Raw genomic sequence first — 18,136 nt, forward strand, 5'->3', positions numbered from 1 at the left:
AACACGACCGTTAAGCCCTCTAGCGCCGATGGTACTTGGACCGCAGGGTCCTGGGAGAGTAGGACGCCGCCAAGCAAAGAACCACTGCCGATGTTATTCGGTGGTGGTTTTTATTTGTTTTTAAAGAAGGAAACTTGTTTGAAACGAAGTATCTAATATATACCTTAACAGCCCGGTGAATAGCCAGGGCTGTTTTTTTACTTCAATTGATCTGAGTGTGTTAAATCTCTTTAAGAATGTTCATTCCTTTATACTCAGTTTAATGAAACATCCTCTGTTTTGTGTATTCATTCATTGGTTGCATGCATTCTCTAGTCGTAAAAGGGAACTCTCCAGTGCATGCTGGGTCTCTGAATCAATGATGATTCCTTGTTTGTTCATTTTCATTGTAATATGAGGAATGGTTAGGGAGGCATCATGTAAGATTTGTGCATTAATCATGTTTAACGTCAGCAATAGTGAAGCATGGGCTTTGTCACCACCCATGGGGCTTGGAGAAGCAGCGATGGCAACGGTGGGTTTATCGAGCCATTCTCCAGAAGAAACGATCCAATCTAATGCGTTTTTTAAGGCCCCAGGAACTCCGTTTCCATACTCCGGTGTGCAGATCAGAACTCCGTCCGAATGCCTCAGTTGGGATCTCCAATTTTGCACGGATAAAGGACCTTCCTCGACATCGAGGTCAGGGTTAAAATGCGGTAGATCGTTTAATCCTTCATATACTTGAAACTTAAGGTTAGGAGGAGCCAGCTTAATCATGGCATGCATTAGTAACGTATTAGAGGACTGGTTGCGCAGACTTCCGGAAATGGCAAGGATATTTAGTTCTTTCTTCAACGTAGCATCATCTCTATTCTTTAATAATGTAGGCGATTTGTTTATTTTCCTCCTGTAGGACTAGACTGTCTATAGAGAACGATTTTAATTAAGGCATTCTTCATGTTAAACAGGAGATATCCATAATTCTTCATCAAAACTGCATGCGATCGTTTGAGTTATAATAAATATTTTTAAAATTAGTACCAAGTACTAATACTTAGTGCTATAATGATAAAAAACAAACGAGGTGATTACCGGTATGAATCAATCAATGGCAACCATTACGGCAATGGGTACGTATGTACCGGATCGAATATTAAGTAATGCTGATTTGGAGAAGTTGGTCGATACGAGTGATGAATGGATTGTACAGCGTACAGGGATGAGAGAACGGCGCATTGCAGCTGCTGATCAGTTTGTGTCTGATCTGGCTACGAAGGCTGTAGAAGATATGATGCATCGTTATAATGTTAGCGTAGAAGATGTGGATATGATTTTGGTTGCTACCAGCACACCTGAATATGCATTTCCCAGCACAGCATCCAGAGTACAGGCGAATCTTAACATTCCACATACGGGAGTGCTTGATTTGAATGCGGCTTGTGCAGGGTTTACGTATGGATTGCAGCTGGCTGACAGCCTGGTAACCAGTGGCATGTATCATAAAGTGCTGGTTATTGGAGCGGAGACGTTGTCCAAGATTACCGATTACACAGATCGTACGACATGTGTATTGTTTGGAGACGGGGCAGGAGCATTTTTGGTAGAGAGAGCTGCCGGAAAAGGCGATTTTATAGCAGCGATCTCAGGGACGAGTGGAGAAGGAGGTATTCATCTCTATAAGAGTGGTCTGTCTTCGGAGATGAATGGCGTACCTCTGCAGGGTGAGGGATGCCTTGTGCAGAATGGCAGAGAGATCTATAAATGGGCTGTAAGAACGATTCCTGAACAGTTAGGTAATCTTATAGCCAAAGCTGAGCTTAAACCGGAACAGATTGATTGGTTTGTTCCGCATAGTGCGAATCTAAGAATGATTGAAGCGGTATGTGAGCGTGGTCCTATTTCGTTGGAACGTACTTTAACAAGTGTGGAGTATAGGGGAAATACCTCGGCGGCTTCGATTCCTCTTGCTTTACAGCTTGCAGTAGACGAAGGAAAATTAAAGCATGGGCAGCAGGTGGCCCTCTTTGGTTTTGGGGGTGGCCTGACTTACGCCGGTCTGGTGCTAAGATGGGGCGTACCGGATACCATTTAAACGTTTGAATATAAAGTTATCCTTCTTAAACTGAGATACCATCCCAAAAAGTACACCCCTTTCATGAACTCATGAAAGGGGTGTACTTTTAATGTGTGCAGATTGATTACATTCAATATGCTGTTGCAATTCGAAAGTGATTAGCTTTGCAAGAGGAATCCCTGATAACCCGCATAAAGTTAGATATATAATATGATTACAGTAAGCAAGGTAGGGTTATTTTGATCCACAGCTTAATTAACCTCATTAAAGGTTTATGGCGTGAGCTTAGGTGCTTGGCGATGATGAGTTCCTTGCTCGTAGCTGTACGCCAGCTTAATCAGGGTTCCTTCGTCAAAGGCACGTCCCAGGAATTCCATGCCTACAGGCAAACCGTCGGTAGTGAAACCGGCAGGAACCGTGATGGCTGGGAAGCCGGAGAATGGACTGAGTCGGTTGTTACCACCAGAGTTCTGGCCTTCGCCAATAACACCAGCGGCTTGCGTAGAAGTAGGATAGATGATGGCATCCAGGTTGTTGTCTGCCATGACCTTCAACAAGGACTCACGTGTAACTTGGGTACGTTTCAGTACAATATCTTTGTACTCGGTTGTCTCCAGTGTTTCTCTTGCATCACGCGTCTTCATGGATTGTTCCTGTGATTTGTCGAACTGTCCGGAAGCGATAATCTCCGACAGGCTGTGATATGGAGCATCTTCTCCCAGAGAATCAAGATAGTCATTCAGTTGGAATTTGAATTCATATCCGCTTAAGCTTGGATATTTATTGATTTCCGCCAGATTGGGGATGCTGATTGGAACTGCGGTAGCTCCCAACGATTGGAGTTCTAATACCGCGTTGTTAATCACGTCAGCAACGGCTTTTTCCTCGGCTTTGGTACTTGGAATGAGCTCGGTGGCCACACCGATCCGTGCACCCTTCAGTCCGTTTACATCCAGGAAATCTGTATAGCTTGAAGGGATTTTGCCTACGGCATAGGCTGTAGCCACGTCGTTTTTGTCATAGCCAGCTGTAGCGTCCAGCATAATGGCGGCATCACTCACGGTACGAGCCATCGGGCCGCCGACATCCTGTGTTAATGCGAGAGGGATAATCCCTTCACGGCTGGACAGTCCGATCGTTGGACGAATACCCACGAGGCTGTTGAAGCTGGATGGGATGCGGATCGATCCGCCCGTGTCTGTGCCCAAGCCTGCAGCTGCGAAGTTTGAGGCAATAGCAGCACCTGTTCCACCACTAGATCCGCCTGGATAGTGATCCAGCGCATAAGGGTTCAGTGTTTGTCCGCCCAGGGAGCTGGAGGTAGTAATGCCGAATGCGAATTCATGCAGATTAGTTTTTCCTAAAATAATGGCCCCTGCTGCTTTTAGCTTCTTCACTTGCTCAGCATCATGAGCAGGAACAGAATCCTTCAGACAGATACAGCCTGCGGTTGTAGGCATATCATTTGTGTCAAAGTTATCTTTGACCAGTACCGGAATACCGTGCAAAGGTCCACGAGGGCCTTGAGCTGCACGCTCTTCGTCCAAAGTTTCAGCGATTTTGAGAGCATCCGGGTTCAGCGTCAGGACTGCGTTAATGCTCACACCCTGATCATCGTATTTTTCAATGCGATCCAGATACTTCTGTACGAGTTCTTTGGATGTCAGCTTTCCTTGCGTCATGGCGGCCTGGAGATCCGTGATCGTTGCTTCCTCCAGAACAAATGGTTTTATGTAGTTATAAATGCGGTCTTTCAGAATGGCCACATCATTTTGTGAAAGTACTGCATTAGGAAGGAAGAGAGAGTCCGTGTATCCTTTCATCAATCCGGCGGTGTTCAGAGCACCAATGGCACCGGCAAAGCTTGCCTGATCCGGGACATCCTTGAAGGATTCCGCAGCAGACTCCAACTTCAGCCATGTTTGCAGGACTACCGCAGCGTCTTTACGCTGTACTGTTGTACCAGAAAGCTTGTCCATGGAAAAAGGAACACCTGCAAGTGTAGCCGCTTCTTCCATGGCTTGAACAAATGCCGTTGCAGTGACAGGAGCCTTACCAGCTGTTACGGCTGCAACCGTAGTTTTGCTTGAAGGCGTTGCCGCTGCGGCTGACGCCAATGGTACAGTTCCTCCCCATGTTGTGGCGATAACAGCCCCTGCCAATAACAATGCCCCACTTTTTTTCAATACAGATCCATGATAAGTCATGCATCCACGCTCCCTTCCTGTGTATCAATGATGTGTGTTAGCGAATCTGATATAGTTGCTTTTGTCACATTCTAAATAGATGTAAGGTATTCTTACAACACTCATATATATCCAAAAAAACGTATACATCCAGTACATACGTGATACATGCTTCCAGATTCTCCTCATTTCATTCGCGGAAGAAACTTTGTCGAAGGATATTGTGTAAAGTAATCTTACATAAGTTGATGGTTAAATGTTAATTCATGAAACAATTCGTTTTTGGAAGCCAAAGCAAACCAATACTCTGAAATGATATAATAAAAGGATAGAAGTAGAAGAATGAACATAATCAACGATAGAAGCAAGAGAGTCGTAGGTTTCATTAAGAAAGGAAGAGATTGAGTGAAAACATTGGTACTCGCAGAAAAACCATCTGTGGCACGCGAAATTGCCAGAGTGATGGGTGCGCGTGATAAACATAAAAGTTATATGGAAGGCCCGAAATATATCGTAACCTGGGCACTTGGACATCTTGTTGGGTTGGCTGAGCCGGAGGATTATGACAAAAAGTATGCAACTTGGAATTTGGAGGATCTGCCGATTCTGCCGGAACGTACCAAGCTGAAGGTGCTCAAAGAGACAAACCATCAATACAAAGCGGTTGCACAGCTGATGAAACGTCAGGATGTTGGCGAACTGGTTATTGCTACGGATGCGGCGCGAGAAGGAGAGCTGCTGGCCCGTTGGATTATGCAGATGGCCCAGTGGAAGAAACCTTTCAAGCGACTGTGGATATCATCCCAGACGGACAAGGCTATCAAGGATGGATTTGCAGCGCTGAAGCCAGGCAGCCAATTTGATCGACTTTATGAATCGGCCCGTTGCCGGGCAGAAGCAGATTGGATGATCGGACTTAACGTGACTCGGGCACTGACGGTTCGATTTAATGCGCAATTGTCAGCTGGACGAGTACAGACCCCTACCCTCGGCATGATTATGGACAGGGAAAATGAGATCAACGGCTTTCGCTCGCAGGAGTACGAGACGTTAACGGCTGATGTTGGAGGTTTTCAGGCAGTGTGGCGGGCTGCAGGCGGTGATTCACGCATCTTTGATCCGCAAGAGACACAGGCATTGAAGAAACGGATAGAGGGTCGCAAGGGTACGATTGCCCAAGTGAAAAAAAGTGAAAAGGTTGAGCCGCATCCGCTGGCTTATGATCTGACGGAATTACAACGGGATGCCAACCGGAAATACGGTTTTTCCGCGAAGCAAACGTCCAATGTTCTGCAACGCCTGTATGAGCAGCACAAGCTGGTAACGTATCCACGTACAGATAGCCGTTATCTGACTTCAGATATGACAGGAACGTTGAAAGAACGGTTGGATAGTGTTGCTATCGGACCTTATGCGTCTCTGGCCCGTCCTTTGCTGCGTAAAAATCTGAATATCACCAAACGTATTGTGGACGACAGCAAGGTAACCGATCACCACGCGATCATTCCAACAGAACAGACGGTTCTCCTCAATCAGTTGAATCCAGAGGAACGTAAGCTATACGATCTGATCGTTCGACGATTCATCAGCTTGTTCTATCCGGCTGCGAAGTACGATTCTGTCGCGATCACCGTTCAGGTGGGGAATGATTCATTTTATGTAAAAGGAACAACGGTAAAAGAAAGTGGTTGGCGCGAAGTTTACGGCGGAGAGTATAGCGATGAGGATGATGATCGGACTGACGATTCTTCAGACCATGAACGTGCGCTTTTGCCAGACGTGCAGCAAGGACAACCCGTGACGGTTCAACGTTGTCATATCAAAAGTGGACGGACGATGCCGCCCAAACGGTACACCGAAGCAGCTTTGCTTTCCCAAATGGAGAAGCATGGACTGGGCACTCCGGCTACACGCGCGGACATAATTGAGAAACTGGTCAGTTCTGACACAATCGATCGTCAAGGCAATAGCATGCATCCTACGGGAAAAGGGAAACAGCTGATTGAACTGGCGGCTCCGCAGCTTCGTTCACCTGAATTAACAGCCCGCTGGGAAGCTGAACTGGAACGGATCGCTCGTGGACAAGGGAAACCAGAGCCTTTCCTGGATAGCATCCGTTCGATGGCGAAAGAGCTTGTATCCACCGTAAAAGGTAGTAAAGCCGAGTATAAGCCGCATAATGTGTCTAATAGTCACTGCCCGGATTGTAATGCCCGTTTGTTGGAGAAGAAGGGTAAACGCGGGAAATTTCTTGTTTGTCCTACAGAGGATTGTGGATATCGTCGTTCGGCAGAGAAAAGACTGTCCAATCGTCGCTGCGCACAATGTCACAAAAAGATGGAAATTAAAGAGGGTAAAGCAGGTTTGTACGTGCAATGTTTGCCTTGCGGCATCACAGAAACGTTGGATAAAGACAAACAGCATGTGAACAAACGTGATCAGCAAAAGCTGGTTAAGCAGTATGCCAAGCAGGAATCGATTGGCTCCAATCTGGGGGATCTGCTGAAGGCGGCCATGGAGAAAAAAGGGGAATAGACGGTTCTTGATTTTAAGTGAAGAGATCCCATGGATTACCTGCTTCATGTGGGTTGTTCGCTGAATGTGAATTGCCTGTTCAGGAACAATGTGCCGTATAAGAACCTCCTTTTTCAGGCAACGTAAGCCTAGGAGGTGATACGCAGATGCCGCATAACAAGCCAGAGAAAATTCACAACCAGCAAAACAATGATAGCATCCGGGAAGAGCATATCGCTGTACGCCCGGAGAAAGCAGCCAAAAGAGCACCCAATCTGAATGGTATTCCAAAACAGGAGTCCTAGGTTCGGGATGCATGTTTGTTTCCTTCTGAAATGATACGCGGTCCCTACCCTTGCGTTGAACATGTCTCTCTGGAGGTCTATAATGGAGATATAGGGAGATGTCCCGGGATAGGGGGACCGCTAAAACGCTATGCAAACCGGATTGATACTTTGGTTTTTATTTATTAATGTAGTTGGTTATCTGGTGATGTCAGATGACAAGAAACGTGCACAACGACGTCGAGACCGTACACCTGAACGAACGCTGTTTCTGCTGGCCTTTATTGGAGGGGCGTTGGGAGTATGGGTTGCCATGTATCGTAAACGTCACAAGACCAAACATCCCAGCTTCACAATCGGCATCCCGTTGTTGTTATTTCTCAATGCGGTTATCTACGGTTATTTTCTGCAATAATATGGCGCGATAAATATGGATGCTATTTTGCTCGCTTTATGAATAAGTTATTATAATTATGTAAATTGTTTCGTATGATTGATTCGTTTTGGTCCTGGTGCGTTTAAGGAGTTACATGGTTCTTGTAATTTATGTTAGACCGAAGCTGGCTTCGACTGTTCTACATATAAAGGAAGGGAAGGGATTTACATGTTATTCTCCAAAATATTAGTGGCCTATGATGGTTCCAAAGCTTCAAATAAAGCACTTGATCGTGCGATTGAGTTAGCCAAAGTTTCTCCGGGCGCTGTACTGGATGTTATTCATGCCTTTGACTTTCCGCGTGTATTCATCGGGGAAGGATTGGCACCATTGCCGCCTTCTTTGAATAATGATTACTATAATCTGGCGGTGCAAACGACAGATGAGGCGAAAGAGCGGATTCAAGCTGCTGGTGTCACAGCGAATGTGGATCTGATCCAGGGGGCTGCTGCCGAGGTCCTTCTCGATTACGCCAAAGAGAACGGATCGGACATCATCATTATTGGTAGCCGTGGTCTTGGTGGAATCCGGGAATTTGTCTTGGGCAGTGTCAGTCACAACGTGGTGCAGCATGCACAGGTTCCGGTACTAATTGTGAAATAATTATAGAATGTGTGTGCACATGAAAGAGCAAGAGCCGGCTGTCTTCGATGGGTTGAAGAGGGGCCGGCTTTCTTTTTTGGAATAAAAGGGATGGAGTTGCTCCAAATGATCGGTAATTTCCGAACATTAAATTTGTCAATATGTTAAATGTTCGTCTTTAAGTTGACATTAGCTGTAGGGGATTGTTAGAATGTTAGATGTGTCGATCAGTTATAATTAAGGTCGAGTAGGTTCGAAAGATGTGGAATCTTTAATATTATTGAATTCATTTGTTGAAATAGATATTTGCTCGTATAACGCCGGGGATAGGGCCCGGAAGTATCTACCCGGGAACCGTAAATTTCCGGACTACGAGGAGATACGGCTGAGAGTCGCATGAAGTCAGATGCGGACAGCAAGCCCACTTTGGCATGCCCAAAAGCGGGATACGTATTTCTTGGAGTCCGGTGTCCGAAGAAAATGTGATGTTTTCGCGGGTAGCGGATTTTTCTCATTTCACAATTAAACGAGAAGCAACAGGGTCAAACCAAAACGCTCAGACGGGAGTTGGATGTATTCATGTCAGTGCAGGTAGCTGTAATTATGGGCAGTAAGTCGGATTGGGAAACGATGAGGCATGCTTGTGAGGTGCTGGACGAGCTAGAGATTGGGTATGAAAAAAAGGTCGTATCCGCGCATCGCACGCCAGATTTGATGTTTGAATACGCGGAGCAAGCGATTGACCGCGGATTCAAGGTTATCATTGCAGGTGCGGGTGGGGCGGCACATCTGCCCGGTATGGTCGCTTCCAAAACGATGCTTCCGGTCATTGGAGTGCCCGTGCAATCCAAGGCGCTAAACGGTCTCGATTCCTTGCTGTCCATTGTGCAGATGCCTGGTGGGATTCCCGTCGCAACCGTAGCGATTGGCAAGGCAGGTGCAACGAATGCCGGATTGCTTGCGGCTCAGATCATCGGTGCTTTTGACCAGGATGTCCAACGTCGCAGTGAAGCCCGTAGAGAGCGAATCAAACAAGAAGTGCTCGAAAGTAGTGATGAACTATGAGTCATACGGGAGTTCAATCCGGATCAGCGGGACAATTACAGCGTGTCATGCTCCCAGGTAAAACAACCATTGGTATTCTCGGGGGTGGGCAGCTTGGACGGATGCTGACGTTGGCCGGAACAGCGATGGGTTATCGATTTATTACTCTGGATCCTGCTGCAGATGCTCCATGTGGACAAGTTGCCCGTCAGATTGAAGCAGGGTATGACGATGTAGCGGCTGCGCTCGAACTGGCCCGGCAGTGTGACGTAATTACCTATGAGTTCGAGAATGTAGATGCCGATGTTGCTTCTCTTCTGGAACGGGAATCCTATGTGCCGCAAGGAAGTGCGCTGCTGTACACAACCCAGCATCGTTTGCGCGAAAAACGTGCAATCGAAGCGGCGGGCGTACGCGTTGCTCCTTATCGTGAGATTACAAGTAAAGATACGATGCAAGCGGCAGTCAGTGAGCTTGGTGTTCCTTGTGTACTGAAGACGGTGACTGGTGGATATGACGGCAAGGGTCAACGCGTTATTCGAGAAGTAAATCAGGCGGTAGCTGCTTATGAAGAACTCGCAGCTACCGGTGCGGAACTGGTGCTGGAGCAATTCATCAAGTTTGACTGCGAGATTTCAGTTGTTGTTGCACGGAGTACCAATGGGGAGATTAAGACGTTCCCCCCTGCCGAGAACATTCATGTGAACAACATTTTGCATACTTCGATCGTACCGGCAAGAGTCCCTACCGATATTCAGATTGAAGCGCAGAAGTTGGCAGCAGCCGTGGCACAATCAATGCAGGCGGTGGGCTTGCTCGCAGTAGAACTGTTCGTTGCGGCGGATGGAAGACTATATGTGAATGAGCTGGCTCCAAGGCCGCACAATTCGGGACATTATACAATGGAGGCCTGTGCGACTTCACAATTCGAACAGCATATCCGTGCCGTTTGCGGATTGCCGCTTGGAGATACTTCATTATTAAGCCCGGTTGTTATGGTCAATGTGCTTGGAGAACATCTGGAAGGAATCATTGCAAGAACGGGTCAGCATGACGCGGATGCGATGGAACTTGGTGTCATCCCCAAGCTTCATATATATGGTAAAACCGAAGCGAAGACAGGACGGAAGATGGGGCATGTCAATCTGCTCTGTCAGGATGTCGAAGAAGGATTACAATGGATTGAACAAACTAATCTTTGGAGGAATACAAATTTATGATCGAACGTTATAGCAGACCCGAAATGAGAGCCATCTGGACGGAGGAAAATAAATTCAAGTCATGGCTGGAAGTTGAAATTTGTGCATGTGAAGCATGGGCGGAGCTTGGAGTCATTCCTAAGGAAGAAGCAGCATTGCTTCGTCAGAACGCTTCTTTTGACATCGACCGTATTTACGAGATTGAACAGGAAACACGTCATGACGTTATTGCTTTTACACGTACGGTATCTGAAAGTCTGGGTGCAGAGCGGAAATGGGTGCACTACGGTCTGACTTCCACGGATGTCGTTGATACAGCTCTGGGATATGTATTGCGTCAGGCAAATGAAATCTTGGAACGCGATATTGTGAATTTCATCGAAATTTTACGCGAAAAAGCGCTGACTTATCAGCACACGCCAATGATGGGACGTACACATGGGGTACATGCGGAGCCAACGACGTTTGGTCTGAAAATGGCTCTATGGCATGAAGAAATGAAACGGAACCTGGAGCGTTTCCGCCATGCAGCAGACAATGTGCAATACGGCAAAATCTCTGGAGCAGTCGGCACATACGCAAACATTGATCCGTTTGTTGAAGAATTTGTATGTGAGAAGCTGGGTACGAAGCCTGCCCCAATCTCGACTCAAACGCTGCAACGTGACCGTCATGCAGAATACATGGCTACACTGGCATTGATTGCAACATCTCTGGACAAGTTCGCTACAGAAGTACGTGCGCTGCAAAAGAGTGAATTCCGTGAAGTGGAAGAAGCTTTTGCGAAAGGTCAAAAAGGATCTTCGGCAATGCCGCACAAACGTAACCCAATCGGCAGTGAAAATATCTCCGGTCTGTCCCGCGTCATTCGTGGACATATGGTATCGGCATACGAGAACGTGACCCTGTGGCACGAGCGTGATATCTCGCACTCTTCCGTAGAGCGTATCATCCTGCCGGATGCAACTATGCTGCTAAACTACATGCTTAACCGTTTCGGTAATATCGTGAAGAACCTGACGGTATTCCCTGAAAATATGAAACGCAACATGGAGCGCACCTTCGGCGTGCCATTCTCCGGCCGAGTGTTGACCAAGCTGATCGACAAAGGTTTCAGCCGCGAGCAGGCATATGATACCGTTCAACCACGTGCGATGCAGGCATGGGAAGAACAACGCCAGTTCCAGGATATCGTGAGATCCACACCGGAAATCACCGAGGTACTGAGCGAAGAGGAAATCGCAGATGCGTTCAACCCATCATGGCATCTGAAGCATGTGGATACCATCTTCAAAAAACTCGGTTTGAACGACTAATTACTACTTAAATATAGGTGATTATGTGATCGCGCTTGGAACGAAGAAGGCAGAAAAAACCTGGAGAAGCGGATGCGCTCGCCTTTATTCCCGGATTTTCACTTTGGAAAAGTGGAATCAAAAAAATCCGGGAATAACAGCGATCGAAAGGTTGTTCTGCATTCGAAGTGGTTAGCGTGATAAGGGAAATGGAACTTATATTTTACATCTCCTGAAAGAAGGTGAGCCTCCATGGCGCTGTCCACTGCGGCAGATCTCGTTAAAGCTCCTTTGTTATATAAGGGAAAAGTACGTGAGTTGTATGATCTGGGTGAACATTTTCTCATCGTGGTTACGGACCGCATTTCGGCGTTTGACTACGTGCTGGACCCAGCCGTTCCTGAGAAGGGCAATGTGCTTAATAAACTGAGCAGCTTCTGGTTTGAACTGACAGGCGATATGATGGACAACCACGTGGTGCATACGGATGTAAACCAACTGGGCGATATCATCACCGACCCTGCACTGCTTAAAGACCGCATCATGGTGACCCGCAAAGCCGAGCGCATTGATATTGAATGTGTGGTGCGCGGCTACATTACGGGAGGCGGATGGAGACAATATGAAAAAAGCGGAGAAGTTAACGGCATCAAGCTGCCGGATGGACTTCGCAAAAACGCCAAGCTCGATGTTCCCATCTTCACCCCGGCTGCCAAAAATGATGTCGGTCACGATGAAGACATTCCAATGGATCGAATGAAAGAACTTGTAGGAGATGCTCTGGCGATTGAGCTTCAGGAAAAAAGCCAACGTCTGTATGAATTCGCTCGCGACTATTGTGATCAGCGCGGAATTATCCTCGCAGACTGCAAATTCGAATTCGGTATGGTGGATGGCAAAGTCATCCTGATTGACGAGATATTTACTCCGGACGCTTCGCGCTTTTGGGCCAAAGAGAATTACGCACTCGACATCGAGATCGACAGCATGGATAAAGAGCCGGTACGCACCTATCTGTTAGGTAGTGATTGGGACAAGAACAGTAAACCTGACCCGCTGCCACAAGAGGTTGTGGAGGCAACAACCGCAAGATACGTCGATATTTATAACCGCTTAACGGAAAAGTAAGTTTGAGCGAGCTGCGGGAAAGTTTGAGGAGGCTAACGTTTGAGCGGGCTACGGGAAAGTTTGGCTTTCGATCGCTGTTGCCCCCGGAATGTTTTGGTTGGAATCCTTTTTTCAAAAGGACACATTCCGGGGGCAAAGGCGAACGCTTTCGCTTCTACAGCTCAAATCTTTCCCTCCGCCAGTGTCAAACTGGGGGATGAGGCAATTTAAACCAAGACTTCTATTAAACAGGAAGTCTATCAATATAAAAAAAGTGAAGTTACTAATCTAACTTGAAGACGATTTATTGTTTTAACGTAATGGTCAGGCTAGACCATTACACACCGTGCAACGTAAAAGGTTTAGGCCTTTAAAAAAACGTCGCATGGACTAGCGGAGGGGCGGAATTGTTCTTAAAGGAGCGAAGCGTTCGCCTTTGTCCCCGGGTTTTGACCGCACAGCGGTTCAAAACAATCAAAAAACCTGGGGACAACAGCGACCGGAAGAACAATCCGCCCCGGAGCGAGCTCCCAAAGTCACTTTTTTAACAGCATAAAGCATTTATCCCGTTCATTACTGAGGAGGAACATAAGGATCATGATTAAAGCAACCGTCTATGTCACTATTAAGCAAAGCGTTCTCGACCCACAAGGAGTAGCTGTTCAAGGTGCCCTGCACTCAATGGGATTCAATGAAGTGGAAAGTGTACGGATCGGTAAAGTCATGGAACTGACTCTGGATACAACAGATCGTGCGGAAGCGGAAAAACGATTGACAGTCATGTGTGAGAAGCTGCTGGCCAACACCGTTGTTGAAGATTACCGCTACGAATTGGAGGGTTAATCCCATGAAATTTGCAGTTCTTGTGTTTCCTGGCTCCAACTGCGACATCGACTGTTACAAGGCAGTAGAAGATGCGATTGGACAAGAGGTTGATTACGTATGGCACACGGCTACAGATCTATCGGCTTATGATTGTATCCTTGTTCCGGGTGGTTTCTCGTATGGTGACTATCTGCGCTGCGGAGCGATTTCCCGTTTTGCACCTGTAATGAACGAGGTAGCGAAAGCTGCTGAACAAGGTAAATATATTCTCGGCATTTGTAACGGATTCCAGATCTTGACCGAAGCAGGATTGCTTCCGGGCGCATTGATCCGCAACATGTCGCTGAAATTCCGCTGTCACGATACAGTATTGAAAGTAGCAAATGCAGATACTCCTTTTACGCGTGACTATGCACCTGGGGAAGAGATTGTTATTCCGATTGCTCACGGTGAAGGCAACTATTATTGCGACGAGGAGACGCTGGCGAGTTTGCAGGCAAACAACCAGATCGTCTTTACGTATGGCAGCAACCCGAACGGTTCCCTGGGTGATATCGCGGGAATCTGTAATGAGGGCGGAAACGTGGTCGGCATGATGCCACATCCAGAGCGCGCGGTGGACTCACTGCTCGGTTCGGAAGACGGCAAACGTATGTTTACATCTATTTTGAAAGCATGGAGGGATCGGCATGACGCAGCAGCTATCCGCTAAGGAACCGACGGCAGAACAGGTCGCAGAACATAAACTTTATGCACAAATGGGCGTGTCTGACAGCGAGTATGAGCTGATCTGTGAGTTCATGGGGCGCAAGCCGAACTACACGGAGATTGGTGTATTTAGTGTCATGTGGTCCGAGCACTGCGCGTACAAAAACTCCAAGCCGCTGCTGCGCCGTTTCCCAACCAGTGGGCCGCGTGTCCTGATGGGACCGGGTGAAGGTGCCGGGATCGTGGATATCGGTGATAATCAGGCCGTTGTATTCAAAATAGAAAGCCATAACCATCCTTCCGCGGTTGAGCCTTACCAAGGTGCGGCAACAGGTGTGGGCGGCATTATCCGTGATATTTTCTCCATGGGTGCAAGACCGGTGGCACTTCTGAATTCCCTGCGTTTTGGCAAGCTGGAAAGTGACCGCGTGAAGTATTTGTTTGAACATGTCGTATCCGGTATTGCTGGCTATGGTAACTGTATCGGAATTCCAACCGTTGCTGGTGAAGTTATGTTTGACGAAAGCTACGACGGTAACCCACTCGTTAACGCGATGTGTGTAGGTTTGATCGATCATGACAAAATCCAGCGCGGTGTCGCTAAAGGTGTAGGCAACCCGGTGTATTATGTTGGACCGCCAACAGGCCGTGACGGTATCCATGGTGCTACCTTTGCATCAGTAGAGCTGACAGAAGAATCCGAGTCCAAACGGACTGCTGTTCAAGTGGGTGATCCGTTCATGGAGAAGCTTGTGATGGAATCCTGCTTGGAACTCATCGATACAGGAATCGTGCTGGGTATTCAGGATATGGGTGCAGCAGGTCTGACATGCTCCAGTGCGGAAATGGCAAGTAAAGCGGGTAACGGTCTGGAATTGTATTTGGATCAGGTGCCACAGCGTGAAGAAGGCATGACGCCTTATGAAATGATGCTGTCCGAGTCCCAGGAACGGATGTTGTTCGTTGTTGAGCCGAAGGATGAGGCGCAGGCGATGGAGATCTTTGAACGTTGGGGCGTTATCTGTGCAAAAGTCGGAAAAGTAACGGATGATGGACGCCTGAAATTGATCCACCATGGCGAAGTGGTTGGTGACATGCCAGTAACTGCACTGGTTGACGAGTGCCCGGTGTATGACAAACCATCTTCTGTACCTGCTTATTATGAGCAAAGTGCTTCTATCGACACCCTTCGTTACGATGAAGTGACGGATCTCGGCGGAGCGTTGAAGCAAGTGTTGGCATCCCCAACGGTAGCGAGCAAGAAGTGGGTTTATGATCAATATGATTACATGGTGCGTACAAGTACTGCGGTTCGCCCAGGTTCAGATGCAGCGGTGGTGACCATTCGTGGTACACGCAAAGGGTTGGCGATGACAACGGACTGTAATGGACGCTATGTGTATCTTGATCCAGAAGTAGGCGGACGGATTGCAGTCAGCGAAGCTGCCCGTAACATTGTATGTTCCGGTGCAGAGCCATTGGCAATTACGGACAACCTGAACTTTGGTAACCCGGAGAAGCCGGATATTTTCTGGCAGATGGAAAAAGCGGTAGACGGTATGGCGGAAGCTTGCCGCGTGCTGGATACGCCAGTGATCGGTGGTAACGTGAGTCTGTACAACGAAAACGCCAAAGGCTCCATCTACCCAACGCCTGTTGTCGGTATGGTTGGCTTGGTGCATGATACAGATCACATCACAACACAAGGCTTCAAAGCCGAAGGTGACGTCATCATCCTGCTGGGTGAAACGAAAGCTGAGCTGGGCGGCAGTGAGCTGCAATATGCGGTTCATGGCAAAACGGAAGGCCGTCCGCCGCAGCTGGACCTGAACACAGAAAAAGCGCTGCTCAGCACGGTACTGGAAGCCATTCAATCCGGACTTGCTCGCTCCGCGCATGACTTGTCTGAAGGTGGTTTGGCTGTAGCGTTGGCTGAGTCTTGCATCAGCGGCAATGTGGGTGCACAGGTCAATGTTGAGACGGCATTGCGTGGGGACCATGCACTTTTCAGTGAAAGCCAATCCCGGATTCTGCTGTCGGCTTCGCCGGAGCAAGCGGGTAAGCTGGAAGCTTTTGTACGTGAACGCGGTGTGCCTGTAGCTGTGATTGGGCGTGTTGAAGGAAGTAATTTGACGATTGAATTGAACGGAACATCAGCCGTGAACGAACCCGTAGGAGGTTTGACACAGGTCTGGGAGGATGCGATTCCATGTCTCATGAACTGACGACAGGACCTTTGTGGACAGGCGATTATTATAATGAAGGGTCCGGTAAGGAAGGACTCGACAAATTAAAGGAGGAATGTGGCGTATTCGGGGTGTTTAAGCACCCTGACGCTGCATCACTGTCCTATTATGGCCTGCATGCCCTTCAACACCGAGGGGAAGAAAGTGCAGGTATGTGTGTAAGCGACGGTAACGAGTTTCACTACCACCGTGGTATGGGTCTGGTGAAGGAAGTCTTCACCAAGGATTTAATGCAGACGTTGACCGGGGATATCTCCATCGGACACGTTCGGTATTCAACCAGTGGCGACAGTAAGCTGACGAATGCACAACCATTGGTATTTAAATACCGTGATGGTGATCTGGCAGTAGCAACTAACGGTAACATCGTCAATGCGCCAACAATTCGGCGTGAGCTGGAGCAGGGTGGGTCCATTTTTCAAACGACCAGTGATACGGAAGTTATTGCCCATTTAATCGCGAGATCGCCAAAAGGATTGGTGGAAGCCGCGAAGGATGCGTTTCAGCGTATCGTGGGTGGTTATGCTTTTCTAATCATGACCAACGACAAGTTACTGGTTGCTTCCGATCCTCATGGACTGCGTCCGCTCACAATGGGTAAATTGGGAGATGCGTATCTGTTTGCATCCGAAACATGTGCGCTGGAGATGATTGGTGCAGAGTTGATTCGTGATATTGAGCCAGGTGAACTGTTGGTGCTGGATGCAGATGGTCTTCATGAAGACCGTTTCGATCATCACAAACACCGCAAGGCACTATGCGCGATGGAGTATATCTACTTTGCCCGTCCGGACAGTGACATGAATGGTGCAAACCAGCACGCTGCGCGTAAACGGATGGGTAGCCGGATGGCGATTGAATCTTTCGTGGATGCCGATCTGGTGACAGGCGTGCCGGACTCCAGTATTTCCGCGGCAATCGGCTACGCGGAGCAAACTGGGATTCCGTATGAGATGGGTATGATCAAAAACAAATACACCGGACGTACGTTTATCCAGCCAAGCCAGGAGCTGCGGGAACAAGGCGTGAAGATGAAACTGAGCGCCGTGCGCCGTGTCGTCGAAGGCAAACGCGTGGTCATGATTGACGATTCCATCGTAAGGGGAACGACTTCCCGCCGGATCGTGAACATGCTGCGAGATGCCGGAGCCACGGAAGTTCACGTTCGCATTACATCACCACCGTTCAAAAACCCGTGCTTCTACGGTATCGACACTCCCGACAGCCGCGAATTGATCGCCTCACAGCTGTCGGTGGAAGAAATCTGCCGTGAGATTAATGCGGACTCCCTGTCGTTCCTCAGCCCCGATGGGCTGATTACATCGATTCAGGGAGATAATCAGGATGACTATAAAGGCGGGCTCTGCCTCGCATGTTTTGATAATGATTACCCAACCCGCCTCGATTTCGGTGGCGAAGAAAAATTCGGCTGCAGCTGCTAGCTGTTAAGCCCCGCCTTGCGGAGCAACAGGGGCACGGGCAGCCAGTCTAAGCAGCTGCCCCCGGGCGCAGCCCGAGCCCTTAGCCCCGCTTTGCGGAGCAACAGGGGCACAGGCAGCCAGTCGAAGCAGCTGCCGCCGGGCGCAGCCCGAGCCCTTAAGCCCCGCCTTGCGGAGCAACAGGGGCCAGGGCAGCCAAGCGAAGCAGCTGCCCC

At 48.3% G+C, this 18,136-nt stretch carries 16 protein-coding genes, 1 rRNA gene and 1 riboswitch; of the genes, 14 read left to right on the forward strand and 3 right to left on the reverse strand.

The genetic code is table 11. The features are described from left to right. Positions 1-75, forward strand: a 5S ribosomal RNA gene (rrf, locus tag QP794_RS33425); the annotation flags it as partial. A gap of 216 nt (positions 76-291) precedes the next feature. On the opposite strand, the gene QP794_RS32845 is transcribed toward rrf, so the two are convergent. Further along, entirely contained in the window at positions 292-837 is a 546-nt protein-coding gene (locus QP794_RS32845) for an NADPH-dependent FMN reductase (protein ID WP_285080828.1), read from the reverse strand. A gap of 241 nt (positions 838-1,078) precedes the next feature. On the opposite strand from QP794_RS32845, the gene QP794_RS32850 reads away from it, so the two are divergent. Continuing rightward, the gene (locus QP794_RS32850) at positions 1,079-2,074 is read left to right on the forward strand and encodes a ketoacyl-ACP synthase III (protein WP_285080829.1); all 996 of its coding nucleotides are present in this window, start codon (positions 1,079-1,081) and stop codon (positions 2,072-2,074) included. A gap of 254 nt (positions 2,075-2,328) precedes the next feature. On the opposite strand, the gene QP794_RS32855 is transcribed toward QP794_RS32850, so the two are convergent. Further along, positions 2,329-4,263 (reverse strand): amidase family protein, encoded by a 1,935-nt coding sequence (locus QP794_RS32855; RefSeq protein ID WP_285080830.1) that lies wholly within the window; start codon positions 4,261-4,263, stop codon positions 2,329-2,331. 384 nt (positions 4,264-4,647) lie between these two features. Between QP794_RS32855 and QP794_RS32860 the strand changes: the two genes are divergently transcribed. The 12 genes from QP794_RS32860 to purF all read left to right on the forward strand — a co-directional run bounded on the left by QP794_RS32860 (position 4,648) and on the right by purF (position 17,924). After that, positions 4,648-6,777: a DNA topoisomerase III gene (locus tag QP794_RS32860; protein WP_285080831.1), complete on the forward strand. Its 2,130-nt coding sequence runs from the start codon at positions 4,648-4,650 to the stop codon at positions 6,775-6,777. A gap of 146 nt (positions 6,778-6,923) precedes the next feature. Beyond that, on the forward strand, positions 6,924-7,061 hold the full coding sequence (locus tag QP794_RS32865) for a hypothetical protein (RefSeq protein WP_173405256.1): 138 nt from the start codon (positions 6,924-6,926) through the stop codon (positions 7,059-7,061). Positions 7,062-7,191: 130 nt separating this feature from the next. Beyond that, the gene (locus tag QP794_RS32870) at positions 7,192-7,455 is read left to right on the forward strand and encodes a DUF1294 domain-containing protein (RefSeq protein ID WP_024633550.1); all 264 of its coding nucleotides are present in this window, start codon (positions 7,192-7,194) and stop codon (positions 7,453-7,455) included. 189 nt (positions 7,456-7,644) lie between these two features. Continuing rightward, complete coding sequence (locus tag QP794_RS32875) at positions 7,645-8,079, forward strand: universal stress protein (RefSeq protein WP_024633549.1); 435 nt, start codon at positions 7,645-7,647, stop codon at positions 8,077-8,079. Between the two features lie 269 nt (positions 8,080-8,348). Beyond that, positions 8,349-8,450, forward strand: a riboswitch (purine riboswitch). A gap of 187 nt (positions 8,451-8,637) precedes the next feature. Then, complete coding sequence (gene purE, locus QP794_RS32880) at positions 8,638-9,123, forward strand: 5-(carboxyamino)imidazole ribonucleotide mutase (protein WP_285080832.1); 486 nt, start codon at positions 8,638-8,640, stop codon at positions 9,121-9,123. Beyond that, entirely contained in the window at positions 9,120-10,322 is a 1,203-nt protein-coding gene (purK, locus tag QP794_RS32885; RefSeq protein WP_285080834.1) for a 5-(carboxyamino)imidazole ribonucleotide synthase, read from the forward strand. The genes purE and purK overlap by 4 nt, the downstream gene beginning before the upstream one ends. Next, entirely contained in the window at positions 10,319-11,617 is a 1,299-nt protein-coding gene (gene purB, locus QP794_RS32890; RefSeq protein ID WP_024633546.1) for an adenylosuccinate lyase, read from the forward strand. The genes purK and purB overlap by 4 nt, the downstream gene beginning before the upstream one ends. Before the next feature lie 231 nt (positions 11,618-11,848). Further along, positions 11,849-12,724: a phosphoribosylaminoimidazolesuccinocarboxamide synthase gene (locus QP794_RS32895; protein ID WP_285080836.1), complete on the forward strand. Its 876-nt coding sequence runs from the start codon at positions 11,849-11,851 to the stop codon at positions 12,722-12,724. Between the two features lie 576 nt (positions 12,725-13,300). Next, positions 13,301-13,546: a phosphoribosylformylglycinamidine synthase subunit PurS gene (gene purS / locus QP794_RS32900; protein WP_024633544.1), complete on the forward strand. Its 246-nt coding sequence runs from the start codon at positions 13,301-13,303 to the stop codon at positions 13,544-13,546. A gap of 4 nt (positions 13,547-13,550) precedes the next feature. Then, positions 13,551-14,240, forward strand: coding sequence for a phosphoribosylformylglycinamidine synthase subunit PurQ (gene purQ / locus QP794_RS32905; RefSeq protein ID WP_024633543.1), 690 nt, complete (start codon positions 13,551-13,553; stop codon positions 14,238-14,240). Then, positions 14,218-16,461 (forward strand): phosphoribosylformylglycinamidine synthase subunit PurL, encoded by a 2,244-nt coding sequence (purL, locus tag QP794_RS32910; protein WP_285080837.1) that lies wholly within the window; start codon positions 14,218-14,220, stop codon positions 16,459-16,461. The genes purQ and purL overlap by 23 nt, the downstream gene beginning before the upstream one ends. After that, positions 16,446-17,924, forward strand: coding sequence for an amidophosphoribosyltransferase (gene purF, locus QP794_RS32915; RefSeq protein ID WP_285080838.1), 1,479 nt, complete (start codon positions 16,446-16,448; stop codon positions 17,922-17,924). The genes purL and purF overlap by 16 nt, the downstream gene beginning before the upstream one ends. Before the next feature lie 3 nt (positions 17,925-17,927). Here purF and QP794_RS32920 read toward each other — a convergent pair. Beyond that, a partial coding sequence (locus QP794_RS32920; protein WP_285080839.1) for a hypothetical protein occupies positions 17,928-18,136 on the reverse strand: 209 nt, incomplete at its 5' end.

It is taken from the genome of Paenibacillus sp. UMB7766-LJ446 (assembly GCF_030226665.1).
GTDB lineage: Bacteria > Bacillota > Bacilli > Paenibacillales > Paenibacillaceae > Paenibacillus > Paenibacillus vandeheii.

Coding starts and splice junctions, on each gene's coding strand:
- QP794_RS32865 (WP_173405256.1), top strand. CDS start 6,924: ATGCCGCATAACAAGCCAGAGAAAATTCACAACCAGCAAAACAATGAT.
- QP794_RS32875 (WP_024633549.1), top strand. CDS start 7,645: ATGTTATTCTCCAAAATATTAGTGGCCTATGATGGTTCCAAAGCTTCA.
- QP794_RS32855 (WP_285080830.1), bottom strand. CDS start 4,263: ATGACTTATCATGGATCTGTATTGAAAAAAAGTGGGGCATTGTTATTG.
- purS (WP_024633544.1), top strand. CDS start 13,301: ATGATTAAAGCAACCGTCTATGTCACTATTAAGCAAAGCGTTCTCGAC.
- purQ (WP_024633543.1), top strand. CDS start 13,551: ATGAAATTTGCAGTTCTTGTGTTTCCTGGCTCCAACTGCGACATCGAC.
- purE (WP_285080832.1), top strand. CDS start 8,638: ATGTCAGTGCAGGTAGCTGTAATTATGGGCAGTAAGTCGGATTGGGAA.
- QP794_RS32895 (WP_285080836.1), top strand. CDS start 11,849: ATGGCGCTGTCCACTGCGGCAGATCTCGTTAAAGCTCCTTTGTTATAT.
- purK (WP_285080834.1), top strand. CDS start 9,120: ATGAGTCATACGGGAGTTCAATCCGGATCAGCGGGACAATTACAGCGT.
- QP794_RS32870 (WP_024633550.1), top strand. CDS start 7,192: ATGCAAACCGGATTGATACTTTGGTTTTTATTTATTAATGTAGTTGGT.
- purF (WP_285080838.1), top strand. CDS start 16,446: ATGTCTCATGAACTGACGACAGGACCTTTGTGGACAGGCGATTATTAT.
- purB (WP_024633546.1), top strand. CDS start 10,319: ATGATCGAACGTTATAGCAGACCCGAAATGAGAGCCATCTGGACGGAG.
- QP794_RS32850 (WP_285080829.1), top strand. CDS start 1,079: ATGAATCAATCAATGGCAACCATTACGGCAATGGGTACGTATGTACCG.
- purL (WP_285080837.1), top strand. CDS start 14,218: ATGACGCAGCAGCTATCCGCTAAGGAACCGACGGCAGAACAGGTCGCA.